The sequence below is a fragment of the Oerskovia sp. 140933 genome, from assembly GCF_059651515.1.
Genome location: NZ_JAMXIO010000030.1, coordinates 17366 through 42225 on the forward strand (window position 1 = coordinate 17366; position 24860 = coordinate 42225).

Annotated in this window: 25 protein-coding genes, 1 pseudogene and 1 riboswitch; of the genes and pseudogenes, 16 read left to right on the forward strand and 10 right to left on the reverse strand. The window is 72.4% G+C overall.

Annotated elements, in window-relative coordinates:
- Positions 1–44: 44 nt before the first annotated feature.
- The 3 genes from NHG27_RS14850 to NHG27_RS14860 all read right to left on the reverse strand — a co-directional run bounded on the left by NHG27_RS14850 (position 45) and on the right by NHG27_RS14860 (position 2435).
- The gene (locus tag NHG27_RS14850) at positions 45–1319 is read right to left on the reverse strand and encodes an MFS transporter (RefSeq protein WP_497016805.1); all 1275 of its coding nucleotides are present in this window, start codon (positions 1317–1319) and stop codon (positions 45–47) included.
- On the reverse strand, positions 1316–1765 hold the full coding sequence (locus tag NHG27_RS14855) for a hypothetical protein (RefSeq protein WP_497016806.1): 450 nt from the start codon (positions 1763–1765) through the stop codon (positions 1316–1318). Before NHG27_RS14855 ends, NHG27_RS14850 begins: the two co-directional genes overlap by 4 nt.
- A gap of 238 nt (positions 1766–2003) precedes the next feature.
- A complete protein-coding gene (locus NHG27_RS14860) occupies positions 2004–2435 on the reverse strand; it encodes an LLM class flavin-dependent oxidoreductase (RefSeq protein WP_497016834.1) in 432 nt (143 codons plus the stop codon).
- Positions 2436–2690: 255 nt separating this feature from the next.
- On the opposite strand from NHG27_RS14860, the gene NHG27_RS14865 reads away from it, so the two are divergent.
- Positions 2691–3092 carry an NUDIX domain-containing protein gene (locus NHG27_RS14865; RefSeq protein WP_497016807.1) on the forward strand — a complete coding sequence of 134 codons (402 nt, stop codon included), beginning with the start codon at positions 2691–2693 and terminating at the stop codon, positions 3090–3092.
- A 201-nt stretch (positions 3093–3293) separates the two neighbouring features.
- On the opposite strand, the gene NHG27_RS14870 is transcribed toward NHG27_RS14865, so the two are convergent.
- From NHG27_RS14870 to NHG27_RS14880, 3 genes are all read right to left on the reverse strand, one after another.
- Positions 3294–4172, reverse strand: coding sequence for an ABC transporter permease (locus NHG27_RS14870; RefSeq protein ID WP_497016808.1), 879 nt, complete (start codon positions 4170–4172; stop codon positions 3294–3296).
- A gap of 40 nt (positions 4173–4212) precedes the next feature.
- Positions 4213–5043, reverse strand: a complete 831-nt coding sequence (locus tag NHG27_RS14875; protein WP_497016835.1) for an ABC transporter ATP-binding protein — start codon at positions 5041–5043, stop codon at positions 4213–4215.
- Between the two features lie 77 nt (positions 5044–5120).
- Positions 5121–6221, reverse strand: a complete 1101-nt coding sequence (locus NHG27_RS14880; RefSeq protein WP_497016809.1) for an ABC transporter substrate-binding protein — start codon at positions 6219–6221, stop codon at positions 5121–5123.
- Between the two features lie 539 nt (positions 6222–6760).
- Between NHG27_RS14880 and NHG27_RS14885 the strand changes: the two genes are divergently transcribed.
- Positions 6761–7219, forward strand: a complete 459-nt coding sequence (locus NHG27_RS14885; RefSeq protein ID WP_497016810.1) for a hypothetical protein — start codon at positions 6761–6763, stop codon at positions 7217–7219.
- A gap of 9 nt (positions 7220–7228) precedes the next feature.
- Positions 7229–7585, forward strand: coding sequence for a hypothetical protein (locus tag NHG27_RS14890; RefSeq protein WP_497016811.1), 357 nt, complete (start codon positions 7229–7231; stop codon positions 7583–7585).
- 42 nt (positions 7586–7627) lie between these two features.
- Here the strand turns inward: NHG27_RS14890 and NHG27_RS14895 are convergent, their stop codons facing one another.
- Entirely contained in the window at positions 7628–9238 is a 1611-nt protein-coding gene (locus NHG27_RS14895) for an ATP-dependent DNA ligase (RefSeq protein WP_497016812.1), read from the reverse strand.
- Positions 9239–9346: 108 nt separating this feature from the next.
- On the opposite strand from NHG27_RS14895, the gene NHG27_RS14900 reads away from it, so the two are divergent.
- From NHG27_RS14900 to NHG27_RS14915, 4 genes and pseudogenes are all read left to right on the forward strand, one after another.
- The gene (locus NHG27_RS14900) at positions 9347–10123 is read left to right on the forward strand and encodes a 3-hydroxyacyl-CoA dehydrogenase (RefSeq protein WP_497016813.1); all 777 of its coding nucleotides are present in this window, start codon (positions 9347–9349) and stop codon (positions 10121–10123) included.
- Between the two features lie 444 nt (positions 10124–10567).
- A pseudogene (locus tag NHG27_RS14905) lies at positions 10568–10726 on the forward strand (LLM class flavin-dependent oxidoreductase); the annotation flags it as partial.
- Positions 10727–10729: 3 nt separating this feature from the next.
- Positions 10730–10954, forward strand: coding sequence for a hypothetical protein (locus NHG27_RS14910; RefSeq protein ID WP_497016814.1), 225 nt, complete (start codon positions 10730–10732; stop codon positions 10952–10954).
- A gap of 122 nt (positions 10955–11076) precedes the next feature.
- Entirely contained in the window at positions 11077–11502 is a 426-nt protein-coding gene (locus tag NHG27_RS14915) for a hypothetical protein (RefSeq protein ID WP_497016815.1), read from the forward strand.
- Between the two features lie 73 nt (positions 11503–11575).
- Here the strand turns inward: NHG27_RS14915 and NHG27_RS14920 are convergent, their stop codons facing one another.
- Both NHG27_RS14920 and NHG27_RS14925 read right to left on the reverse strand, forming a co-directional pair.
- The gene (locus tag NHG27_RS14920) at positions 11576–12127 is read right to left on the reverse strand and encodes a flavin reductase family protein (protein WP_497016816.1); all 552 of its coding nucleotides are present in this window, start codon (positions 12125–12127) and stop codon (positions 11576–11578) included.
- Complete coding sequence (locus tag NHG27_RS14925) at positions 12124–12747, reverse strand: NADPH-dependent FMN reductase (RefSeq protein WP_497016817.1); 624 nt, start codon at positions 12745–12747, stop codon at positions 12124–12126. The genes NHG27_RS14920 and NHG27_RS14925 overlap by 4 nt, the downstream gene beginning before the upstream one ends.
- A gap of 20 nt (positions 12748–12767) precedes the next feature.
- Positions 12768–12879, reverse strand: a riboswitch (SAM riboswitch).
- A 269-nt stretch (positions 12880–13148) separates the two neighbouring features.
- Here NHG27_RS14925 and gdhA point away from each other — a divergent pair.
- The 9 genes from gdhA to NHG27_RS14970 all read left to right on the forward strand — a co-directional run bounded on the left by gdhA (position 13149) and on the right by NHG27_RS14970 (position 23767).
- A complete protein-coding gene (gene gdhA, locus NHG27_RS14930; RefSeq protein WP_497016818.1) occupies positions 13149–14486 on the forward strand; it encodes an NADP-specific glutamate dehydrogenase in 1338 nt (445 codons plus the stop codon).
- 303 nt (positions 14487–14789) lie between these two features.
- The gene (locus tag NHG27_RS14935; RefSeq protein WP_497016819.1) at positions 14790–15542 is read left to right on the forward strand and encodes a copper homeostasis protein CutC; all 753 of its coding nucleotides are present in this window, start codon (positions 14790–14792) and stop codon (positions 15540–15542) included.
- Between the two features lie 386 nt (positions 15543–15928).
- Positions 15929–17599: an ABC transporter substrate-binding protein gene (locus NHG27_RS14940; RefSeq protein WP_497016820.1), complete on the forward strand. Its 1671-nt coding sequence runs from the start codon at positions 15929–15931 to the stop codon at positions 17597–17599.
- Positions 17600–17645: 46 nt separating this feature from the next.
- Positions 17646–18641: an ABC transporter permease gene (locus tag NHG27_RS14945; protein ID WP_193720417.1), complete on the forward strand. Its 996-nt coding sequence runs from the start codon at positions 17646–17648 to the stop codon at positions 18639–18641.
- A complete protein-coding gene (locus NHG27_RS14950; RefSeq protein ID WP_497016821.1) occupies positions 18634–19776 on the forward strand; it encodes an ABC transporter permease in 1143 nt (380 codons plus the stop codon). Before NHG27_RS14945 ends, NHG27_RS14950 begins: the two co-directional genes overlap by 8 nt.
- Entirely contained in the window at positions 19773–20690 is a 918-nt protein-coding gene (locus tag NHG27_RS14955) for an ABC transporter ATP-binding protein (RefSeq protein ID WP_497016822.1), read from the forward strand. The genes NHG27_RS14950 and NHG27_RS14955 overlap by 4 nt, the downstream gene beginning before the upstream one ends.
- Entirely contained in the window at positions 20690–21577 is an 888-nt protein-coding gene (locus tag NHG27_RS14960; protein ID WP_193720414.1) for an ABC transporter ATP-binding protein, read from the forward strand. Before NHG27_RS14955 ends, NHG27_RS14960 begins: the two co-directional genes overlap by 1 nt.
- Before the next feature lie 159 nt (positions 21578–21736).
- The gene (locus tag NHG27_RS14965) at positions 21737–23311 is read left to right on the forward strand and encodes an RNB domain-containing ribonuclease (protein WP_497016823.1); all 1575 of its coding nucleotides are present in this window, start codon (positions 21737–21739) and stop codon (positions 23309–23311) included.
- 78 nt (positions 23312–23389) lie between these two features.
- Complete coding sequence (locus NHG27_RS14970; RefSeq protein WP_193720412.1) at positions 23390–23767, forward strand: sterol carrier family protein; 378 nt, start codon at positions 23390–23392, stop codon at positions 23765–23767.
- Positions 23768–23844: 77 nt separating this feature from the next.
- Here NHG27_RS14970 and NHG27_RS14975 read toward each other — a convergent pair whose 3' ends face one another.
- A complete protein-coding gene (locus tag NHG27_RS14975) occupies positions 23845–24858 on the reverse strand; it encodes an ABC transporter substrate-binding protein (protein ID WP_497016824.1) in 1014 nt (337 codons plus the stop codon).
- Positions 24859–24860 lie beyond the last annotated feature (2 nt).

The window sequence follows — 24860 nt, forward strand, 5'->3', positions numbered from 1 at the left end:
GTGGTCCTCTCGGTCGGCCCGCCGACGGGCGGGGACGTCCAGCATCACCGAGTACCCGCCGTGCCCGCGACCCCGGTGACCGCATCCGGTCCCGGCACGGCCGGCGCCACGGAGGCAGGGCGCGGCCACGGCGCCCACACCGGCACGTACCGCCAGAACACCGCCCCGCCCGCGGCCGACGCCGCCCCGACCACGAGCGCCGCGGCCCCCAGCGGCGCCACGAGGGCGGTGCCCGCGACGACGAGCGGACCCGCGAAGGCGCCCGCGTCGTGCAGGAGCCGCCACGCCCCGAAGAACTCGGCGCGCTGCCCGGGCGGTGCGACGTCGGCCCCCAGGGTCATGATGACGCCGTTGCTCAGCCCGTTCCCGAGGCCCAGCACCAGGGCCACCACGGTCAGGGACGCGACACCCCCGGCGAGGGGCAGCGCGAGGTACCCCGCGGCCAGGACGGCGAGCGACGGGACGGCGAGCGCGCGTCGCCCGAACCGGTCCATGAGGTACCCCGCCGGGATCGACACGAGGACGTCGAGCGCGGCGCTGGCCCCGAACACCAGGCTCGTGGTCGCGGCGTCGACCCCCAGGAGGTCGGCCCACAGCGGCAGGACCACGGTGCGGGCCGTGCGCGACAACCCCATGAGCGCGGCCCCGAGCCCGAGCGTGCGCAGGAGCCGGCGGTGCTCGACGAGAACGCGCCACAGCCCCGCCTCCCGGGCGAGCGGGTCCCCCGGTGTGCCGGGCGTGCGGGGCGAGCGTCCGACGTCGGGCACGCGGCCCATGAGGACCGCCGCGACGCACACGGCCACGAGCTGGACCGCGAACCCGCCCCGCGTCCCGACGGCGAGGATCGCGGCCGCACCCAGGATCGGCCCTGCGAGGAACCCGACCCGCATCATGGCCGCGACGCTCGACATGACGCGGGCCCGGCGCGCGAAGGGCACGGCCTCGGCGAGGTACGTCTGGCGCGCGAGACCCCACACGGCCTGGGACAGTCCCGCGAGGAACACGCCGACCGCGAGCGCGACCACCGACCACGAGACCAGGCAGAGCGCCACGCCGAGCACCGCGAGGACCCCCGCCCCGACGATCGAGCGCCGCTCGCCGAAGCGCGAGACGACGCGCCCCGCGGGCAGGTCGCCGACGAGCTGGCCGAGACCGGCGAGCGCGACGACCAGTCCCGCGACGCCCAGGGACGCGCCGTGCTCGCGTGCCGCGAGCGCGACGACCGGCGCGGCCGCGCCCTGCGCGACGCCCCAGACGGCGGCGGGCACGTGGACGGTCCACGCCAACCTGACCGGCGGGACGCTCGGGCGCGTGCTCACGCGAGGGCCGGCTCCGTGGTCCGGGCCCCCTCCTGCCCGACGGCGTCGCTCGCCTCGTCCTGTGCGCTCGCCTGCGCGCTCGCCTCGTGCGGGGCATCGGCGGTCGAGGCGTACCGGCTCGCGGGGCGCTCGAGGCCGAGGTGGTCGCGCAGCGTCGTGCCCTCGTACTCCGTCCGGAACAGGCCGCGCTCGCGCAGGATCGGGACGACGTGGTCCGCGAACGCGTCCAGGCCGCCCGGGAGGTACGGCGGCATGACGTTGAAGCCGTCGGCAGCGCCCTGCGTGAACCACTCCTCGATCGTGTCCGCGACCTGCTCGGGCGTCCCCGCGACGACCCGGTGCCCGCGCGCCCCCGCGAGGCGGTGGAGCAGCCCGCGGACCGTGGGCTGCTCGCGCTCGACGATGCCCGCGACGACCTGGAGGCGGCTGCGCGAGTTGTCGGTCACGTCGCCCGCGTCGGCGAACAGCTCGGTCGGGACGGGGCCGTCGAGCTGCGCGTGGTCGAGCCGGACGCCCGTGAGCTTCTCGAGCTGGCGCAGCCCGTACTCGGGGACCGTGAGCTCGTTGAACTCGCGCTCCAGGGCGCGGGCCTCGTCCTCGGTCGACGCGATGAACGGGCTGATGCCCGGCAGGATCTTGACCGCGTCGCGCGAGCGGCCCAGGGCCTCGGCCCCGGCCTTGACGTCAGCGTAGAAGGCCTGCGCGTCCGACAGCCGCCCGCGCGTACCGCTCGACGTGGTCGGGGTGCGAGTCCAGCCCGAAGTTGCGGGCCGCGTCCTCGCTCGCGGTCGTGACGATGTTCCACCCCGCTCGCCCGTCGCTCAGGTGGTCGAGCGTCGAGAAGAGCCGCGCCAGGTTGTACGGGTCGTAGAACGTGGTCGACGCGGTCGCGATCGACGCGAGCGTCAGGATCGGTTCGAGGCGACCCACGCTGTTGAACTCGACGCCGTCGTGCAGGACGGGGCCGTCGGCGAAGAACACCGCGTCGAACGTCGCGGCCTCCGCCCGGCGGGCGAGCTCGGTGTAGAAGTCGGCCGTGAAGATGCGCTCGGGCTGGGTGTCCGGGTGGCGCCAGGCCGCCTCGTGGTGGCCGGCCGGGTGGATGAAGAGGTTCAGGCTGAGCTGGCGGGGCTGCTGGTGTCGACGTGCAGCCTAGTTTTCGTAATCCTCCAGATACGTTTCCTAGGCGATGACGTCCTCAACCGCGGGCGGTGGGCCACCCGTGACGGGCCGCGCCGACGATCGTCACCACCTGTGTCGAGAAGCCCTACTGAAGTCGACGCCAGGAACGGCTCGGATGCTGTGCGTCTGCACCGGCCTCGTTCAGCACAGCTGAACCAGAGCGCCGGGCGAGAGGGCTAGCATGCGCACGTGGGCTACGAACACCGGGTTGTCGCAGGCGTGGTCTACCGGGGCGGGTCTGTATTGCTGGGGCTTCGGTCCGCGTCGCGCCGCTGGTACCCGGGCGTGTGGGATCTTCCGGGTGGTCACGTCGAATCAGGCGAAAGCACGGTGGTTGCTCTGGCTCGCGAGTTGCGCGAGGAACTCGGTATCGAGGCCCTCATCGAGCCGACGGTGCTGTTCCGGATCGAGTCGGACGACATGGCGCTCGACTCTCACCTCGTCACCGAGTGGGCCGGCCACATCACCAACTGTGCGCCCGACGAACACGACGACCTGCGATTCGTCCGCGTCCAGGAGTTCCCACGGCTCCGATTCGCTCACCCGCTGTACCCGCGTCTTCTGACGGACCTCATCGCGGCGCAGCGGTGACGTGGCGCATGCCTCCGGTCAGTCGTCGCGAGTAGATGTCCTACCCTTCACTACCTCGGCGAAACTCTCGGGATCACGCAAAGTACAGCGGCGTGTCCGTGCAATCTGCGCTGCACGTCCACAGCTGGGTCATGGTGCGTCCTCTGGTCGTGGGTGCGGGTGGTCGTGCTCGGGTGGTCCTGCGCCGGGTGGGCGTGCGGGTCAGGTCGTGCGCCAGCGCGAGAAGTGCCGTTCGAGGCTCACGAGCACGGCGTTGATCGAGACGCCGACGAGCGAGATCGCGATGATCCCGGCGTACATGTTCGTGATCTGGAAGTTGAACTGCGCGTAGGTGATGAGGTACCCGAGGCCGGCCTTGGCCCCGACCATCTCGGCGGCGATGAGCACCAGGATCGAGCTCGTCCCGGCCATGCGGATCCCCGTGAAGATCGTGGGGACCGCGGCCGGCAGGACGACCTTCTGGAACAGCCGCACGGGAGGCAGCCCGAGGGAGCGGGCCGACTTCACGAGGAGCGGGTCGACCGTCCGGACCCCCGCGATCGTGTTGAGCAGGATCGGGAAGAAGCACGCGTAGACGACGAGCGTGATCTTCGACGTCTCGCCGATCCCCAGGATCAGGATGAAGACGGGCAGGAGGGCCAGGGCCGCGGTGTTGCGGAACAGCTCGAGGAACGGGCCGAGGAACTGGGCGACCCCCGCCCACCACCCGATCGCGATCCCCAGCGGGATCGCGAGCAGGACCGCGATCGTGAAGCCCGTGCCGGCGCGGGTCAGGCTCGTCCCCACGTGCTTGCCCAGCTCGCCGCTCACGAGCAGCTCCCAGAACGACTCGAGCACCGCGCTGAGCGGCGGCAGGAAGACCTGGTCGACCAGCCCGACGCGCGGCGCGACCTCCCAGATCACCAGGAAGAGCACGATCGCGGCCGAGGCGCGCAGGACACGGACCCCGGCCCCGCGCAGGCGGGCGCCGAACGATGGTGTCGGGTCGTCGGCCGTGAGCACCTGACGGCGACCGAGCGTGGGCGGGTCGGCGAACGCGACGGTGTCCACGGCCGACGGCGTCGGGGGCGTGGTGGTCACGGGACGTACCTCGCGCCCGGGGGCGTGCGGGGCCGCGGAGCTAGACATGGGCGTCCTCCGTCTGTGCGTGGAGCGCGCTCCACACCTCGTGCCGGTACCGGCCGAAGCGCGGCGACGAACGGACGTCGTCGTGCTCGCCGTCGTCGCTGCCAGGGTCTGCGGCCCCTGCGAGGTCCACGTCGATCACGGTCTGCAACCGGCCCGGGCGGGGCGTCATGACGGCGACGCGCTGCCCCAGGTAGACCGACTCCTCGATGCCGTGCGTGATGAAGACGATCGTCTTGCCCGTCGCGCGCCAGATCCGCAGGAGCTCGTCCTGGAGGGACTCGCGCGTCTGGGCGTCGAGGGCCGCGAAGGGCTCGTCCATGAGGAGTACCTCGGGGTCGAACGCGAGGCTGCGCGCGATCGCGACCCGTTGCTTCATGCCGCCCGACAGCTCGTGCGGGTACCGGTCCGCGAAGGCCGTGAGGCCTACGAGGTCGAGGTACTCGTCCGCGACCCGGGCGCGAGCGGCCCGCGGGACGCCCTTCGCCTCGAGCCCGAACTCGACGTTCGCGCGGGCCGAGCGCCAGGGGAGCAGCGCGTACTGCTGGAAGACGACGCCCCGGTCCAGGCCCGGGCCCGTGACGGGCTCGCCGTCGAGCAGGATGCGGCCCGACGTCGGCTCGGTGAGTCCGCCGAGCAGGTCCAGCAGGGTCGACTTGCCGCAGCCCGAGGGGCCGACGACCGTCAGGAACTCGCCCGCCCGGACGTCGAGCGTGAAGTCCTCGACGGCCGTGAACCGCTTGCGCGCCCCGCGGCCGGCCGTCGCGTCGCGCACGATGAACTCCTTGCGCACGTGCTCCAGGCGCAGCTTGGGGACGACGGGCACGGCGCGCGGGGCGGCCCGGGCCGGCGTCCCGGCATGGGACGGCGCTCCGCCGTGGGCCGGGGCCCGCACCGCGCCGCTCACGGCGACTCCTCGACGGGCTCGCCGTCAGGACCGGCGTCGGGCTCGTAGGTCCCGTTCGCGTACGGGTTGTGCTCGTTGGTGTAGATGTCGTCGGGGGAGAACCGGCCCTTCTCCAGCTCGCCCTCGCGGACGAGCCAGTCGATCCACGTCGCGATCTCCTCCTCGGCGATCACACCGCCCGGGGCCGTGATGCTCGCCGACTTCCAGTAGGGCACCAGGTCTGTGTTCTCGCCGCGCCCACGTCCCTCGATGATCTTCGTGTACCGGGCGCGCACCTCCTCGACCGGGGTGACCTGCGCCCACCGGATCGCGCGCGCCGTGCCCTGCACGAAGTCCTCCACGACCTCGGGGTTCTTCTCGATGTACTCGTCACGGAAGATGTACGTCCCGTAGGAGAAGTTCCCGTACAGCGACGTCTCGCTGAAGAGCTGCGTGATCCCGCCGCGCTCCAGGGCCTTGTCCTGGAAGACGCGCGAGAGCCCCACGACGTCGACCTGCCCCTCGCGCAGCACCTGCTCGGCGTTGACGGGCGGGACGACGACGAGCTCGACCTGGTCGATCTCCTCCGCGGTCAGCCCGCCGCGCGAGAGCCACTCGCGGATGAGGAACTCGCTCTGCGCACCCAGCGTGTTGACCCCGATCGACTTCCCGACGAGGTCGCGGGGCTCGGTGATGGGGCTGCCCTCGACCGTGTAGAAGCCGCCGTAGGACAGCTCGTCCGAGCCGTAGTAGGAGACGACGGACGTGATGGGCGAGCCGGACGCCTTGAGCTTGACGATCGCCCCGTTGAACGCACCACCGAAGTCGGTCGAGCCCGTCGCCGCGGCCTGGATGCTCTGCGGGCCGCCCGTCGAGTCGCCGACCCACTCGAGCTCGACGCGCTCGTAGTAGCCGAGGTCCGCCGCGAGCTCGGGGAACGTCACCTGCCCGACCGAGCCGTCGTAGCGCAGGACGGCCTTGCCGGACTCGCCGACGACGGCCTCCTCGGCGCTCGCGGCCGAGCAGGCCACGAGCGCCGCGGCGAGGCCCACGGTCACGGCGGCCCGCAGTGCGGTGCGAGCCAGTCGGCGGGCATGGGGTCTGAGGGTGCGGGGCATGGGAGCTCCAGGTCTTCGGGTACGGGGGCCGACCGGTCGTGGGTACGCCGGCGGCAGGGAGGGAAGGGAGGCGCTCGGTGCGTGAGACCGCCTGCGGGCGCGAGATTCCGGCGGCGGTACGGCGTGAGCGGGATGGTGAGGGTGCGAGGTGCGCGGATCAACCGGCCGTCAGCGCGAGCTGCGGCCGGGCCGGGGCAGGGCTACCGACAGAGACAGCCCGCGACGAGGCGCAGGTCGACGGCGCGGCGCACCACGAGGCGCACCGGTGTCCCGGGGTGCTCGTGGGCCCTGACGTCGAAGCGCATGGCGGTGATCCTGTCGGCCCGCGCAGGCCCGGCACAAGCCCCCATCCGGTCTCCGAGACGATGTTTCGCCCGGTTTCTCCCGGTAAACGCTGCCCGACGGCGTCGCGCGCGTTGGGTGCGGGGCCGCGAGGCGGTGGTCGTGGTCGGGTGGGTGGCCGGTCGCCGAGGGCACGTGTCTCGTGTGTCCGCGGAGCGCTAGTCTCTGCGGACCGGACCGACGAGCAACGGAGCCCCATGGAGTTCGCATCGCCCTTGACCGACGACGTGGTCACACGCCGACTGGCCACGTTCCACGGCGCCCTGGCTGCCGAGCTCTCCGGTGTCGCCGACCTCACCGGCACCCGTGACGGCGACTTCGAGGCCTTCGATCTTCGACCACGACGTGCTGACACGCTGCGCGTCATCTGGGTCCAGTGCCCCGAGGACATCGACCTCAGCGTCGGCGACTCGTTCGTGTGGACGCTTCCCCGCACGGTCGAGTCGGTCGAGCGGATCGAGCGCGCGGTCCGTGCCGCGGTCGACGGCAGGGTGCGGGTCGGAACCTCGTGGGCGACGACCCGCTACGAGGTGGACCTGGGCGACGGCGACGTCCTGGCGGAGGAGACGGAACGGTGGTGGGCCAGCCTGGTCGCGGTGCCGTGGCGGCCCCGGTGGAGTTGGTCCGACGCCGTGCCGTACCGCAAGGGCGAGTGACTCCTCGTCATGCCGATGCTGAGACGGGAGCACGACCCGGCCCTCGACGTCTTCGACAAGGGCTGCCTGGTCCTGCGGCGTGACGGCGAGGTCACCGGTCACGTGGGCACGACCCTCGGAACGTTCTGGTCCCCGTCCCGTCCTCTGACCTGGCAGCAGTGGGTCTGGTTCAAGGTCGTGTGGGCTGACGGAGTCGTGGAGGACTCGTTCGAGGACTACCCGCCGTGGACGGTGGTCACGGAGGTCCTGAACGGCACGTTCACCTGGGACGAGAAGGGGCCGCACCGCGGCGAGCACACCGCCGAGTGGCTGCCCGACGGAGAGAGCCGCTGGCCGGAGCTGGGCATCACGCTGAGCGACATCTGAGGAGGCGCAGGGACTTCGCGCCCGCGGCCGTGCGCTGCGAGCTCAGGTCAGCGACCGGACCGCCTCGATGGTGTCCGCCTCGTCAGCCGTCTTGTCGTCGCGGTAGCGCAGCACGCGCGCGAAGCGCAGCGCGAGCCCGCCCGGGTAGCGCGTGGAGCGCTGGAGCCCGTCGAACGCGATCTCGACGACCTGCTCGGGCCGCAGCGTCACGGTCCAGCCGTCGTCGGAGACCTCGAGCTCGCGGAAGCGCTCGGTCTGCCAGCGCAGCATCTCGTCGGTCATGCCCTTGAACGTCTTGCCGAGCATCACGAACCCGCCCGTCTCGGGATCGCGCGCGCCCAGGTGGATGTTGGACAGCAGTCCCGTCCTGCGCCCCGACCCGCGTTCGACCGCGAGCACCACGAGGTCGAGCGTGTGCCGCGGCTTGACCTTGATCCACCCGGCGCCGCGGCGCCCGGCCGCGTAGGGCGCGTCGAGCGACTTCACGACCACGCCCTCCTGCCCCTCGCGCACCGCCTCGGCGAAGTACTCCTGCGCGGCCCCGGGGGAGGACGTCGTGAGGCGGTGCACCGTGAAGGAGTCCGCGACGCGGTCGAGCACGGCGAGCCGTTCGCGCAGCGGGGCGTCGATGAGGTCCCGGCCCTCGGCGTGCAGCACGTCGAAGAAGTACGGGCGCAGCGCGAGCGCCCCCGCGAGAGCGGCCTCGCTCGCCTCGCCGCTCGCGCCGGGCGCGTCGCGCGTGGCCGAGCGGGCGGCCGTCTCCTGGAACGGCCTGGCCACCCCGTCCGGCCCGACGACGAGGGCCTCCCCGTCCAGCACGAACCGGTCCGAGGCCAGGGAGCGGGCGTTCGCCACGATCTCGGGGACGCGCGAGGTGATGTCGTCGAGCGAGCGCGTGAACACGCGCACGTCGTCGCCGTCACGGTGGACCTGGATGCGGATCCCGTCGAGCTTCACGTCGACCGACACGCGATGTCGCGGGTCGTCCGCACCGGGCGGCACACCGAGCTTGTCGAACGCCGCCGCCACGTCGGGGGCCGACTGCGCGAGCATGGGGCGCACGGGGCGACCCACCTCGAGCCCGAACCCGGCCAGGGCGGTGAGCGCCGCCGTCGGGCCGGGGGCTTCGAGCGCTGCGCGCGCGACCGGACCCGATGCCCCGCGCAGCATGACCGCGCGGCGCACCGCGTCGACCGGGACCCCCGCCGCCTCGGCGACCGCGTCCACGACCAAGGCGTCGAGCGCCCCCTGCCGCAGGTCGCCCGCGACCAGGCCGCGCAGGAACGACTGCTCGCGCTCGGTCGCCGCCGCGAACAGCGCCCTGGCCGCAGCGGACCGCGCCGTGTCCGAGCCCGGGCCGGAGAGCGCGGCCATCTCCTCGAAGGTCGCGTCGACCGCCCGGACCGTGAGCGTCGCGGACGCGGCAGGCGGCGGGAGCGAGCGCAACGACGCCCACCCGAGCCCCGTGCGCCGCTGCCGCAGCTCGCCCGCGAGGTAGGACACGACGATCTCGACGTCGTCGCCCGGCTCGCCCGCCTCCCCGTCCCCCGTCGCGGCACGACGCAGCAGGTCGGCCAGCGCCGCGCGCTTGGCGAGGCGCGAGCGGGTCGCGGCGACGGCGTCGGACGTGGCGGCGACCTCGGCGAGCAGCATGCCTCATCCTCGCGCCGCGGTCCCCGGCCCGCACGGGCAGCCACGCGACCGGGCGCTGCGGCGGCCCCGGCGCTACGCTGCCCACGACCGTCGACGAAGGAGTGGGACGTGGAGATCGCGGGCAAGGTCGCGCTGGTGACCGGAGGGGCCTCGGGCCTGGGGCGGGCGACCGTCGAGGAGCTGGTCGGCGCCGGGGCGCGGGTCGTGGTCGCGGACCTGGCGGGTTCGCCCGGCCAGGCGCTCGCGGACTCCCTGGGGGATGCGGTGCGGTTCGTGCCGACCGACGTCACGAGCGAGGACGACGTGTCCAGGGCCCTCGATGCCGCCACCGACCTGGGCGGGCTGCACGTCGCGGTGAGCTGCGCGGGGATCGTGCTCGCGCGGCGCGTGCTCGGCAGGAACGGGGTGCACGACCTCGCGTCGTTCCAGCAGGTCGTGACCGTGAACCTCGTCGGGACGTTCAACGTCGCGCGGCTCGCGGCCGAACGCATGGTCACGCCGGGCGGTCCCGCGGACGGAGACGTCCCCGAGGAGCGCGGGGTCATCGTCAACACCGCGTCGGTCGCGGCGTTCGACGGTCAGGTGGGCCAGGCGGCGTACGCGGCGTCGAAGGGTGGGGTCGCGGCCATGACGCTGCCGCTCGCGCGCGACCTCGCGGACCTGCGCATCCGTGTCATGACCATCGCGCCCGGCATCTTCAGCACGCCCATGATGGCGTCGTTGCCGTCCGAGGCCCAGGAGTCGCTCGCGGCCCAGGTGCCGCACCCCCGCCGACTCGGCCGCCCGGAGGAGTTCGCCCGCCTGGTCCGCGCCATCGTCGAGAACCCCATGCTGAACGGCGAGGTGATCCGCCTCGACGGCGGCATCCGGATGGCGCCGCGCTAGCCCTTCGCTCTCAGCGACCCTCGGTGCCCGTCTCGACCAGCTCCCGTGCCAATCTCTACTGATTCGGTCCAGAATGCGGGACGGTCGGGGTGACCTGTTGACGCCCCCCGTGCCCAGGCATACATTCCGGGCCATCGGCAGACGCCCCGTCCGCCGCACCGCAGCTCGGACGACCGGAGGAGGGCCCATGGACACCAGCCGTTCGCTCGCCCTCCTGGACCCGTCGTCCGGCACCGCGCGTCGAGCGTGTTGTCCGACCGGGCGCCCCGTCGTCCCGGGCCGCGTCTGTTGCTGAGCCTGCGCTCCTCCTGACGCCTCCCGAGCCGCCCCGGCTCACCCCTGGACCGCCCCGCCCGTGACGCGGCCGCCGCGGCAGACCGACACCTCGGGCTGGCAGCGGGGCACGACCCGGCGTACGGGTTCGTCGGGTCCGGCTCGGGCGGGCTGTTCCTCGCGGACACGACCGAGCAGGCGATCGAGGAGTTCCGGCCCATCTACGAGGGCGCGGTCGCGCGCGCGGACCTGCGGAAGCACGACCCGGCCGCGGTCGGCAAGGTCACGAGCTTCCGGACCATCGAGGAGGCCGTCGAGCGCGGCCCGGCCCTCGTGGGCTCGCCCGAGCGGGTCGCCGAGAAGATCCTCGACTACCACCAGAGCTACGGGCACGACCTGCAGTCTGTCTCGATCAACCACCTCCTGGAGCCCGCCCGACAGGACGACGTGCTGCGCCGGTTCGCGGAGGAGGTCGTGCCGCTCGTCCGGGCCGAGGTCGAGACCGACCTCTGGGGCCCGGCGGACGCGCGCCGGGCCAAGGGGTTCACGGCGCGGTAGGGCACGCCTCGCGCCGGGCGGGCCGGGCCGGACCCTGGCGGGTCCCCCTCGCGCGACCTAGGCTGGAAGGGTATCGGCGGGCCGTCGACAGGCCCCGACAGGTACCGAGGAAGGGTCCGGCGATGTGGCTCCTCGTGGTCTCCGGCGTGGTGGGTGCGGCGGTCGTCGCCACCGTCGCGTGGTGCGCGGTGCGCCTCGACCAGGCCTCGGGCGGCCTCCGCGCGAGCGCCCCACCCCGGGCGCCGCGCAGGCTCACCCGGCGTGAGCGCCGCCGTCGGGCACCCGACCCCCTCGTCACCCTCGCCGTCCAGGTCCGCCTCGGCCGCCTCGCCGACGAGCTGCGCGCGGTCGAGCGCGACCCCGACGTCTACGCCCGCGCCCACCACTACCTGGCCGCGCAGGGCGCGTACGACGCCCTGCTGCGCGAGGCCTGCCGGCTGAGCGGGCTCGACGTCGCCGCCGACCCCCTGCATGCGGGCCTGCGCAGCGACGAGGACGAGCGGCTGCGGGAGGAGCTCGAGCTCAGCGCGCGCGGCTGGACCTGGTAGCCCGCGCACGGCGAAGGGCGAGGGGCCCGACGGCGGCGCACCGCCGTCGGGCCCCTCGCCCCGCGCCCGCGCGTCAGAGAGCCGAGTGGTCGCCGATCCGGTGGTACGCCCGGTCGTGGTAGACGAGCGGTGCCGCATCCCCCCGCGTCCCCGAGGACAGGGCGCGCAACGAGACCAGGTAGCTGTCGCCCACGGGCGTGCGCTGCACGACCCGACCCCGCACCCAGGACAGCGCGCCGTCGATCACGGGCTCCCCGGACGCGAGACGCGACCAGCCGCCGCCCGCGGACCGGTCGATGCCGCTCGTCGCGAACCGTGCGGACACGTCGTCCTGGTCGTCGGCCAGGAAGCTGACCGTGAGCGTGCGGGCCGCGCAGATCGCCGGCCACGACGACGACGTCGACGCGAGGGAGAACGCGAGCAGCGGCGGCGAGGCCGAGACCGAGATGACGGACGTCGCCGTGAAGCCCACGGGCCGTCCCTCGTGCTCGAGCGCGACGACCGCGACCCCCGCCGGGTGCCGGCGGAACACGGCCTTGTAGTCGTCCGCGCTGAGCTGTGGCTCGTCCTGCTCGTGCAGGAGGGCTTCGAGCCCGGCGAGCTCGGAGCGCGTGGTCGCGGTCACCGGGAGGCTCCGGCGAGCCGGGGCGCGGTCGCGTCCTGGAAGACGGTGCCGCCCACCGCTCGGCGCAGGAGCCCTCCGGCGTGGCCGAGCCAGGTGTCGAGGGCGTCCGTGAGGTCGGGCTCGCCCAACCGGGAGTCGACCAGGGTCAGGGTCCGGGCGGGGACGGTGGCGCCGAGCTCGACGAGGAGGGGACGCAGGTGGACCTCGCCGGCCAGGGCGTGCGCCGGGTTGCCCGACACCACGACCGGGACCGCGACCACCCCCGCCAGGCCGTCGGGGCCGTAGAGGTCGAGGAACGCCTTGAGCAGCCCCGTGTACGAGCCCTTGTAGACGGGGGTCGCGACGACCAGGACGGAGGCGCTCGCGGCGACGGTGCGGGCGGTGTCGGCGCGGGGGTGGGCCGGGGCGAGCAGCTCGGCCGCGAGGTCCGCGAGGTCGATCGTGGCGCGCGGGGCCAGGCCGAGGTCGTCCGCCACGCGAGCCGCGACGGCCTGCGCCGCGGCCAGGGTCCGGGAGGCCGGGCGGGGGTTGCCGACCAGGGTGACGACCGCGGGGCGGGCGGGGCCCGGGGCGGGGGAGTCGGCGGCCCCGACAGGGGGCGGGGCGGTGTGCTGGGTCATGGTGTCCTCGCTGTCGTCGTGCGGAACGCTTGCTGCGCCGGTGCCGGCGTGGCCGGGTCATCTCCCGGAGCACCCCGTCGTGGGAGGGGTTGCTGACCAGCGAGCCGGGGCTTGGCGCTGGTGCTCGTGACCTCTGGGACGGGTATAGCCCTGCACGACGCCTTCTGCACCGGATCGGTCGAGAATCTCGGGACGTGGACGAAGGTTTCGGGGCGTGTTGCACGGTCGGCCGTTCCCGTGCGTCGCGGGCCACGTGTCGAGGCCTCGCGACCGTCGCCCCGGGCAAGCGCAACGTCCCAGGTCGTGACCCTGGCGTCTCCCAGAGTGGGACGGGAGTACGGCCGGGTTTACGCCTACGTAACCTGGTGCGGTTACGAACCCGCCCTGCCGAGGAGCACTCCATGGATAGTCGTCTGCAGTCCGTCTTCGACGAGGTCCTCGCTCGCAACCCTGGTGAGGTCGAGTTCCACCAGGCCGTGCGCGAGGTCTTCGACTCGCTCGGCCCGGTGCTCAAGAAGAACCCCCAGTACGTCGACGCCGCCGTGCTCGAGCGCATCTGCGAGCCCGAGCGCCAGATCATCTTCCGCGTCCCGTGGGTCGACGACCGCAACCACGTGCAGATCAACCGTGGGTTCCGCGTCGAGTTCAACTCGGCCCTCGGCCCCTTCAAGGGCGGGCTCCGTTTCCACCCCTCGGTGTACCTGGGGATCGTCAAGTTCCTCGGGTTCGAGCAGATCTTCAAGAACTCGCTCACCGGCATGCCCATCGGCGGCGGCAAGGGCGGCTCGGACTTCGACCCGCGCGGCAGGTCCGACGGCGAGGTCATGCGCTTCTGCCAGTCGTTCATGACCGAGCTGTACCGCCACATCGGCGAGTACACGGACGTCCCGGCCGGCGACATCGGGGTCGGGGGCCGCGAGATCGGCTACCTGTTCGGCCAGTACAAGCGCATCACGAACCGCTACGAGTCCGGCGTCCTCACGGGCAAGGGCATCAGCTGGGGCGGGTCGCTCGTGCGTACCGAGGCCACGGGCTACGGCACGGTCTTCTTCGCCGACCACATGCTGCGCACCAAGGGCCAGAGCTTCGACGGCCAGCGCGTCGTCGTGTCCGGCTCCGGGAACGTCGCGACCTACGCGATCCAGAAGGCCCAGCAGCTCGGTGCGAACGTCGTGTCGTTCTCCGACTCGTCGGGCTACGTGGTCGACGAGGCCGGCGTGGACGTCGAGCTGCTCCGCCAGGTCAAGGAGGTCGAGCGCGGGCGCGTCGCCGACTACGTCGCGCGCCGCCCCGGCGCACGCCTCGTGACCGGAGGCAGCATCTGGGACGTCCCCGCGACGGTCGCCCTGCCCTGCGCCACGCAGAACGAGCTGACCGAGCAGGACGCCAAGCAGCTCGTCGCCAACGGCGTCGTCGCGGTCGCGGAGGGCGCCAACATGCCCACGACGCCGGGCGCCGTCGCGCTCCTCCAGGAGGCCGGCGTGCTGTTCGCGCCCGGCAAGGCCGCGAACGCCGGCGGCGTCGCGACCTCGGCCCTCGAGATGCAGCAGAACGCCTCGCGCGACGCCTGGACGTTCGAGTACACCGAGGAGCGCCTCGCGCACATCATGGCCGGCATCCACGCGCGCTGCGAGGAGACCGCCGACGAGTACGGGACGCCGGGCAACTACGTCCTGGGCGCGAACATCGCGGGCTTCACCAAGGTCGCCGACGCCATGATCTCGCTGGGCGTCATCTGACCCACCCCGCTGGGCCGGACCCCGCGGAACGACGGGAGCGGCCCCTCCTCGGGCCTCACGGTGCGAGGAGGGGCCGCTCCCGTCGTCGTCCCCGCGGCGGCACGGCCCCCGGCCTGGACGGGCACCCGGCAGGCGCCCGCGCGGCGCGCTCGACGGTGGCCCGACGACGGCGCGCACGTGGCGCCGTCGGGCCGCGGTGGCGAGGCGCCGGGTGGCGAGGGGCCTCCGTCCGGACCGCTGGGTCTACGCTGACCGCGGGCGCGTGACGCGCGCGCCGTCCCCCGACGCAAGGAGCAGCAGCACATGGCACGCGAGGTCGCGCTCGAGATCGCAGTCCAGGACACCGACGGCGTGCGGGTCGCGGCGGAGGTCGGCGCCCAGCGGGTCGAGCTGTGCGCGGCGCTCGGGGCGACGGGTGGGCTGACGCCGAGCATCGGGCTCGTCGAGGCCGCGGTGCGCGCGGCTGCCGAGGTGGGCACGGCATCGCTCGAGGTCCACCCCCTGATCCGGCCGCGACCGGGCGGGTTCGTGTTCAGCGCCGCCGAGATCGACGTGCAGGTCCGGGACGTCCGGGCCGTGGTCGCGGCCGGCGCCGCCGGGGTCGTGATCGGTGCGCTCACCCCGGACGGGCAGGTGGACGCGGAGGCGGTGCGTGCGCTCGTCGCCGCCGCCGGCGGGCGCGACGTCACGTTCCACCGCGCGATCGACGTCGTCGAGGACGTCACGGGAGCGCTCGACCTGCTCGCGGCGCTGGGGGTGACCCGGGTGCTCACGTCGGGCGGTGCCCCGAGCAGCATCGACGGCGTCGACCGCCTGCGCGCGATGGCGACCCACGCCGCCGGTCGGGTGCAGATCCAGGCGGGCGGCGGTGTGCGACCGCAGGACGTCGAGGCCCTCGTCGCTGCCGGTGTCGACGCGGTCCACCTCTCGGCCAAGCGCACGCTGTCCGACGACGGCGGCCCCGGCGGCGGGGGAGGGGCCGGCTACGAGGTCACGGACCCGGAGGTCGCCCGTGCGGCGCGGGCCGCGGTCGACGCGGCGGGCGCCGTCGGCTGACCGGGCCGCGCCTCCTGCGCGTGCCGGCGGCGCCCCGCGAGGGGACGCGTCCTGACGTGACCACCCGTCCGCCTGCCGGTGCGAGGTGCCCTCGACGGCCGGCCGTGTGAGGCCACGGTCGGCCCACGACCGGCCGTCGAGGGTCGCCCGGCGTTGTGCACTGCGCACCGACGACCCGCCGCGCGGTCAGGCGAAATCGGCGGGATCCTGCGGTTATCAGAAGGTCCGGCCTCGTCGAGATTTCATTTAGGTAACTTTCCTGTCGTATTGGTCGGCAGGCTCGGTGGGATTCGTTAGTGTTCCTGCCACGAGCTCGCACGGTGGCGAGCGGCTGATCAGCGTGACGACGCGTTGACGACTCGAGAGGACCAAAGATGATTCGAAGCATGGCGCGCAAGCGCCTGCTCACGGTGGTCGCCCTGGCGACCGGTGTGACGATGTTCGCAGCCGGCTGCTCCAGCTCCGGTGGCGAGAAGAACGAGGGCGGCGGTGGCGAGAGCAGCCGCGTCCTCAACGTGTGGGCCGGGACGCAGACCCCCATGGTCGCGAACTTCAACCCCTACGCGCCGAACCCGCTGCACGTGACCAACGGTGCGATCTACGAGCCGCTCTTCTTCTACAACCGGGCAGAGGCCGGCGACCCGTCGCCCCGCCTGGGCGAGTCCTCCGAGTGGTCCGAGGACGGCACCGAGCTCACGATCAAGATCCGCGAGGGCGTCAAGTGGACCGACGGCGAGCCCTTCACGGTCGAGGACGTCATCTTCTCGTTCACCAACGAGACCGCCAAGCGTGACTACCTCAACACGGCCGAGAAGGTCGACGAGTCCACGGTCAAGCTGACGTTCAACGGCGCGCAGTTCACGACCGCGGTGCAGATCCTCGGCACGACGCTCATGGTGCCCGAGCACATCTACAAGGACGTCGCCGACAAGATCACGTTCACCAACGACGAGCCGGTCGGCACCGGACCCTACGTCCTCGACACCATCTCGAACGCGACCTACACCGTCGTGGCCAACGAGGACTACTGGGGCGGCGCGCCCAAGCTCAAGAAGGTCCGCTACCTGGCTCTCGACAAGAACCAGAGCGCCCAGGACCTCCTCGCCACGGGCAAGATCGACTGGACGACGATGTTCGTCGCCGACCCCGGTCCCATCACGGACAAGGGCCAGCTCTCCCTCCTCAACAACCCGCAGGACCCCACGACGATCATGTCCTGCATGAACGCCGCGCTCGGCTGCGTGGGACCCCAGACGGACCTCGCGGTCCGCGAGGCGGTCAACCTGCTCCTCGACCGCGGTGAGATCAACGAGAAGGCGTTCTCCGGCCACGCGGCCGTGGCATCGCCCTCGCTCGCGCTCCTCGGTCGTGACGACCGCTGGATCTCGGACGAGATCGAGAAGGAGAGCCCGCAGGAGGCCAACGTCGCGGAGGCCGACAAGGTCCTCACGGCCGCCGGCTACGCCAAGGGTGCGGACGGCATCTACGAGAAGGGCGGCCAGAAGCTCGTCATCGAGCTCATCTCCGTCGAGGGCTGGAGCGACCACAACGCAGCCGGCGACCTGATCGCCCAGCAGGGCATCGACGCGGGCATCCAGATCAACCACGTGAAGATCACGCAGCAGGAGATGTCCGACGCCCGTACGGCCGGCAACTACCAGATGATGATCAGCGGTATCACGGGCACCTCGCTCGACGACCCGTTCGCGATCTACCGCCAGTGGCTCACGACCGAGTACACGACGCCGGTGGGCGAGACGATCGAGGCCGGTCGCTTCAACTTCCCGCGCTACTCCAACCCGCTCGTCGACGACGCGGTCGCCGCGGCCGCTGCGACGAACGACGAGGAGACCAAGAAGGAGGCGTACGCCACGGTCCAGAAGGAGATCGTCCGCGACCTCCCCTACATCGCGCTGGTCGTGAACCCCACCATGTCGTTCGTCAACACGAAGGACTACACGGGTTGGCCTGCCGAGGGTGACATGTACGCGTTCCCGCCGTCGTGGGCCACCATCAGCAACGGCGTCATCCTCTCGCAGCTCGAGTCCAACAGCTGATGTCGGACTGCCGAAGAGGAGCTCGGAGCAACGAGGAGTCAATCGCATGAGGTATTTCGCACGGCGGATCACGTTCTACGTGGTCACCCTCTGGGCCGCCGTCTCACTCAACTTCATTCTTCCCCGGGCCATACCCGGCGACCCGAAGCAGATCTACATCGATACGCTTCTGCGGAGGAATGGCGAACTGACCCCTGGGATGCTCAACAGCATCGATCTCCTCTTCGGCAGTGACGACGCGTCGCTCTGGGACCAGTACCTCGCCTACTGGGGGAACCTCTTCAAGGGTGACTTCGGTACCTCGGTGGTCTACTTCCCGGCCACCGTCGACCAGCTGCTCGGCGAGGCCCTCCCCTGGACGGTGGGCCTCGTCGGGCTGGCGACGATCATCGCCTTCCTCCTGGGCGTCGGAGGCGGCGCCTGGGTCGGCTGGAAGCGCGGGACCTGGGTCGACCACATCATCCCCGCGTCGACCTTCCTCCAGGCGGTGCCCTACTTCTGGCTCGCCCTGGTCCTCATCTCGGTGTTCTCGGTGTCGCTGGGCTGGTTCCCGATCGTCGGCGGCTACGACATCTTCATGTTCGACAACGGCCCCGAGTGGTCGTGGGAGTTCATCGGCAGCGTGATCTACCACGGCACGCTGCCCGCCATCACGATCGTCCTGTCCGCGATGGGCGGCTGGCTCCTCGGGATGCGCAACATGATGGTGTCCACCCTCGCCGAGGACTACGTCACCACGGCCGAGGCCAAGGGGCTGCGCCCCCTGCGCGTCGCCACCACGTACGCGACCCGCAACGCGGTCCTGCCCTCGGTCACCGGTTTCGGTATCGCGCTGGGCTTCGTCGTCGCAGGGTCCGTGGTCATGGAGCAGGCGTTCAGCTACCCAGGGATCGGCAAGCTCCTCTTCACGGCGGTCCAGGCCAAGGACTACGCCCTCATGCAGGGAGCGTTCCTGGTGATCACCGTCGTGGTGCTCGCCGCGAACTTCCTGATGGACCTGATCAACGGCATCATCGACCCGAGGACGCGCAACAATGGCTGACGACATCCGTGACGCCGAGACCGTCACCCCGGCAGCGGACGCCGCCCCGGCCTCATCGGTCGTGGTCGACGGCCTGCCTCCTCAGAACGACACGCGTGGGCTCGTGCCGGACGTCCCGATCGCCTCGCCCGAGTCGGTCGTCGCCGGTGAGCCCGTCCAGACGAGCGCAGCGCCCAAGCGCGGCCTGCGGGCCATGCTCCCTCGTCGCTCCGGCAAGCTGGTCGTCGGGCTCGTCCTGACGCTCGGCATCATCCTCTTCTCGGTCGTGGCACCGCTCTTCAGCCAGAGCCCGACCTCGACCAAGAACGTGCAGTACCTCCCGCCGAGCTCCGAGCACTGGCTCGGCACCAACAACATCGGCGCGGACATCTTCGCCCAGGTCGCGCACGGTGGCATGGGGTCGCTGACCGTCGGCCTCCTCGCCGGCGTCATCGCGATGGTCCTGTCCCTGGCGTTCGGCATCATCGCCGGCTACGTGGGCGGCTGGACCAACGAGATCCTCTCGTTCATCACGAACATCATGCTGGTGATCCCGGGCCTGCCGCTGATCATCGTGATCTCGGCCTACCTCGAGTCCCGCTCGCTCCTGCTCATCGCCCTGATCCTCGGAATCACGGGGTGGGCCGGCGCAGCGATCGTGCTCCGCGCGCAGGCTCGGTCGCTGCGCAGCCGTGACTACGTCTACGCAGCGAAGGTCGCGGGCGAGAAGGCCCCCCGCATCATCCTCGTCGAGATCCTGCCGAACCTGCTCCCGCTGCTCGCGGCCAACTTCCTCGGCGCGGTGATCCTCGCGATCCTGAGCGAGGCCGGGCTCTCCTACCTGGGCCTGGGCCCCTCGGGGTCGGTCACGTGGGGCACGATCCTCAACGAGGCCAGCACCCAGAACGCGATGGCCTACGGACGGTGGTGGTGGTTCGTGCCGCCGGGCCTCCTGATCGCCCTGTTCGGCTGCGGCCTCGCGCTCATCAACTTCAGCATCGACGAGATCATCAACCCCAAGCTCCGGACGGCCCCCGCGGCCGTGAAGAACGTCCGGCGCGCACAGAAGCAGCGTGGGAAGGGTGGGGCAGCCCCGTCGGCGAAGCGCCCGCAGGTCGAGGTCTCGGCCCGCCACGACGAGAAGGTGGAAGCATGAGCACGCCGACCCTGACCGCGAAGCCCGCCGGGGACGCAGGGGCAGCGCCCGACGCGATCCCCGTCCTGACGGCACGCAACGTCTCGATCGAGTACCAGGTCAGCCCCGTGGTCCGGGCCGTCAAGGACGTCTCCCTGACGCTGCACCGCGGCGAGATCCTCGGTCTTGCCGGAGAGTCGGGGTGCGGCAAGACGACGCTGGCGTACGGCCTCAACCAGCTCCTCAAGCCGCCCGCGCTCCGCACGAGCGGCGAGATCGTGCTGCACGACAAGGACGGTCACGACATCGACGTGGCAGCCCTGTCGGGGGACGCGCTCCGCGCGTTCCGCTGGGACAAGGTCTCCATGGTCTTCCAGGGGGCGATGAACTCCCTGAACCCGGTCATCAGCATCAGGTCCCAGCTCTTCGACGTCTTCGACACCCACCGTCCGGGGATGTCCAAGAAGGACAAGCTCGACCGCAGCCGCGAACTCCTCGAGCTGGTCGGCGTGGACCCGAACCGTCTGAACAGCTATGCCCACGAGCTCTCGGGCGGCATGCGCCAGCGCGTCATGATCGCCATGGCCCTCGCGCTGAACCCGCAGGTCATGATCATGGACGAGCCCACGACCGCTCTCGACGTGGTCGTCCAGCGCGGGATCCTCCGCGAGATCATGCGCCTGCGTGAGCAGTTCGGTTTCGCGGTCGTCTTCATCACGCACGACCTGCCCATGCTCCTGGAGATCAGCGACCGCATCGCGGTGATGCTCCAGGGCGAGATCGTCGAGCTGAACACCTCCGAGGAGATCTACCGCGCACCTGCGCACGAGTACACGCGCAAGCTCCTGGCATCGTTCCCCAGCCTGACGGGGGAACGCGGGGCGTTCGTCCGGTCCGGCGAGGACTCGGGAGACAACACGGGAGGGGTGGCCTGATGGGCACGCTCGAGGTCCGCAACGTGACCAAGGACTTCACGATCCGCAACGGGCTCAAGAGGTCGCGGCTCCGGGCCGTGAACGACGTCTCGTTCACGCTCGAGCCCGGCAAGACGATCGCGATCGTCGGCGAGTCCGGGTCCGGCAAGTCCACGGTGGCGCGCATGATCGCCAAGCTCGAGACGCCCTCGTCGGGAGAGATCCTGATCGACGGCACCCCGAGCGCCCACCGCGGCCGCGCGCTCGCGAAGTACCGGCACAACGTCCAGATGGTCTTCCAGGACCCGTTCGCCTCACTCAACCCGTTCCACTCGATCCGCCACCACCTGGAGCGTCCGCTCCGGATCCACGGGCGGGCGAAGACCAACGCGGAGCTCGACCGGGCGGTCGAGGAGCTCCTCACACGCGTCAACCTGACGCCTGCGGCGATCTTCGCCGAGAAGCGACCGCACGAGATGTCGGGGGGTCAGCGGCAGCGGGTCGCGATCGCCCGTGCGCTCGCTCCGGGAGCCCGCTTCCTCATCGCGGACGAGCCCGTCTCGATGCTCGACGTCTCGATCCGGCTCGGTGTGCTCAACCTGCTCGCGCGTCTCCAGCGCGAGGAGAACCTGGGGGTCCTGTACATCACGCACGACCTCGCGACGGCGCGTCACTTCTCCGACGAGATCATCGTGATGTTCCGTGGCAACATCGTGGAGCGGGGACCGGCGGACGACGTCATCCTGAACCCGCAGCACGAGTACACCAAGCTCCTCCTGTCTGCCGCGCCTGACCCCAGGAACCAGGGCAAGCTGCGCGACGAGGTGCGCTCAGAGCTCGCATCCACGTCGGCCGCCTCGGGGGAGGCCGTCGGGGTGCGTGACCGCTTCGGCACGGCCGGCCTCTAGGGCGGCCACGCCAGGCGGTGTCGGCGCGAGCAGGCGACCGACGGACGAGTGACGGCCCCGGGTCCACGACCTGGGGCCGTCACTCGTGCGCCAGGGGAACGTGTGCGGCCGGACGCCGCCACGCCGCCGGCGGACGCAGGCACGCCCTAGAGTCGGGTCGTGCCCACCCGGAACCTGCGCGTCGCGCCCACCGTTGCCCCGGTCGCCCCGGCGATCGACCCCGTCCTGACCGCGCTCACCGCGCTGCGGGACGAGATGGAGATTCCCGCGGAGTTCCCGCGGCCAGTCCTCGAGGAGGCCGCGGAGGCCGCGCGGCGGGACGTCACGGACGGGCGCGAGGACCTGCGTGACCTGCCGTTCGTGACGATCGACCCGCCTGGTTCGATGGACCTCGACCAGGCGGTCCACCTGGAGCGCACAGCCGGCGGCTACCTCGTGCGGTACGCGATCGCGGACCTCGCGGAGTTCGTGGCACCGGGCGGGGCGCTCGACACCGAGGTCAACGAGCGGGGCATGACGCTCTACGGCCCGGACGTGCGCACGCCCCTGCATCCCGCGGTGCTGTCCGAGGCCGCCGCGAGCCTCCTGCCGGACGTGGACCGGGCCGCCGCCGTCTGGCACGTGGACCTCGACCAGACCGGTGAGATCACCCGCGCCCGGGTCGCCCGTGCGCGCGTGCGCAGCACGGCCCGCCTGACGTACGAGCAGGTCCAGGCGCGGCTCGACGCGGGGGAGGCGGGCGAGATGCTCGACCTGCTGCGCGAGGTCGGGCTGCTGCGGGAGGAGCGCGAGCGCGCCCGCGGCGGCGTGTCGCTGAACGTGCCCGAGCAGGACGTCGTCGCGCACGAGGACGGTTCGTTCGGGCTCGAGTTCCGCTCGACCCTCCCGGTCGAGGGCTGGAACGCCCAGGTGTCCCTGCTCACGGGGATCGCGGCGGCGCGGATCATGCGGTCGGGCGGCGTCGGGATCTTCCGCACGCTGCCGGCCGCGGACCCGCGCGACCTGGCACGCCTGCGTCGTACGGCGGGCGCGCTCGGCATCGACTGGCCGCAGGACGTGTCGTACGGCGAGCTGCTCGCGACGCTCGACTCGGCGACCTCGCGGCACGCGGCCTTCCTCAACGAGGCGACGTCGCTGTTCCGGGGGGCGTCGTACGCGCCGTTCGGCGGCACAGGGCAGCCGGCGGGCGTGCCCGACGACGTCGCGCACGCCGCGATCGCCGCCGAGTACGCGCACGTGACCGCACCGCTGCGACGCCTGGTCGACCGCTACGGGACCGAGATCTGCCTCGCCCTGTGCGCGGGGGACGAGGTGCCCGCCTGGGTGCGTGACGCCCTGCCCGGACTGCCGCGGACCATGGCGCGGACGGGTCAGCGCGCCGGGTCGTACGAGCGGGCGAGCGTCGACGTCGTGGAGGCCGCGCTGCTCGCGGGCCGGGTCGGGGACGTGTTCGACGGCGTGGTGGTCGACGTCGAGAACGACGAGGAGCGCCGCCGGCGCGCGGCGAAGGAGGCCGACCGTGCGGCGAAGGAGGCGGGCCTCGCGGCGAAGGACGCCGGGGGCGCCCTGCCGGGGCCGGAGGTGCAGGAGGTGGTCCGCGGCCAGGTCGTGATCGCGGACCCGGCGGTCCGGGCGGGCGTCGAGGGGGTCGGGCTGCCGTTGGGCGAGGCGGTCCGGGTGCGCCTGCGCGAGGCGTCGATCGAGCGTCGTCGGGTCGGGTTCGAGCTCGCCTGACCACTTCGCCGGGGGCATCGTCGCGGGAGGGCCGCGGCGTCGTCGTGCACCGGGTGGCGGACGCGGGAGGATGGCCCCATGCCTCCTCGCCGCCGCACCGACCCGGCCGTGGGCCGCACCGCCCTGGCCGCCTGGCAGGACGGTGCCGCCGACCGTCCCCAGGTCACGACCGCCGTCCGTTTCACGCTCGAGGAGCTGGCCGAGGTCGCACCGGGCCACGCCGTGGAGGTCCGGGTGCCCCCGTTCGGCGCGGTCCAGGCGGTCGAGGGGCCTCGGCACACGCGCGGTACCCCGCCCAACGTCGTCGAGACGGACCCGGAGACGTGGCTCGGCCTCGTCACGGGGGCGGTCGACTGGGCCGAGGCCGTGGCCGACGGTCGCATCAGCGCCTCGGGCGAGCGGTCCGACATCTCGGACCTGCTGCCGTTGCAGGCCGCGCGCCGCCGCGACCGGTAGGCCCCCTGCGGCACCCGGCCCGGGGCCGGGCCGCACGGGGCGGCGGCCGTCGACCGGCCTGCCGCCCCGCGGGGGTGTCAGACGCGTGCCGGGGCCTCGACCCCCGGGACCGTGCCCGTGACGCGCACCCCGGCTCGTGCGGCCGACGCCGCCACGAGCGCGGTGATCTCAGGGACCACGGCTGCGCGCACGTCGACGGTGCGCGGCAGCAGGCCGTTGCGGTGCAGCAGGTCGGCCGCCTTCTGCTGCTCGTCGAGGAACTCCTCGGTCACGGGACCGACGCCGAAGGGGCGCCCACGCAGTGCGTGCTCCCACGCGTCGAGCGCCCCGGGAGAGGTCTCGCCCGTGCCGGCACGACGTGCGGCGTCCTCGACGAAGATCGCCGCGGCCTCGCGGGGGTTCGCGGTGATCCAGGCGTCGGACTCCTGGAGAGCCTCGACGACCGTCGCGAGCGCCTCCGGGTTCGCCTCGGCCCAGGCCCGCGACGTGAACCACAGCGACGGGTGGGAGAAGAGCCCGTCGGTCTCGACGAGCGTGCGGACGCCCGGGGTCTCCTCGACCGACTCGAGCTCGGGGTAGGAGCCGGTCCAGGCGTCGAGCGACCCGTCCGCGAGCCCCTGGGCCCCGGACTCGCCGTTGGTGTCCACGGGGACGACGTCGGCCCAGGTCAGCCCCTCGGCGTCGAGGGCGAGCAGCAGCAGCGTCGTCTGCCACGAGCCGTGGCCGATCCCGACGCGCCTGCCCCGCAGGTCGCCGACCGTCCGGATGTCGGAGTCGGCGCGGACCACGAGCCGACCGTTCTCGACCCGGGGACCGGAGACGCCGAGGTACACCAGGTCGTGCCCGGCCGCGAGGCCCGTGACGGGGGGCGTGAAGCCCGTGCCGATCACGTCGTAGCCCTCGGGCGTGAAGAGGTGGTCGGAGTGGACGGTCGGCAGGGCGGTGTGGACGTCCACGCGCTCCCCCTGGGGCAGGTCGCGCAGGTCGACCCACGTGACGTCCGGGTAGGTGCGCTCGACGATCCCGCGGTGGCGCAGGACGAACAGCGAGTTGTTGTGCGGGAAGAAGCCGATGCGTGGGCTCGAGGTCATGG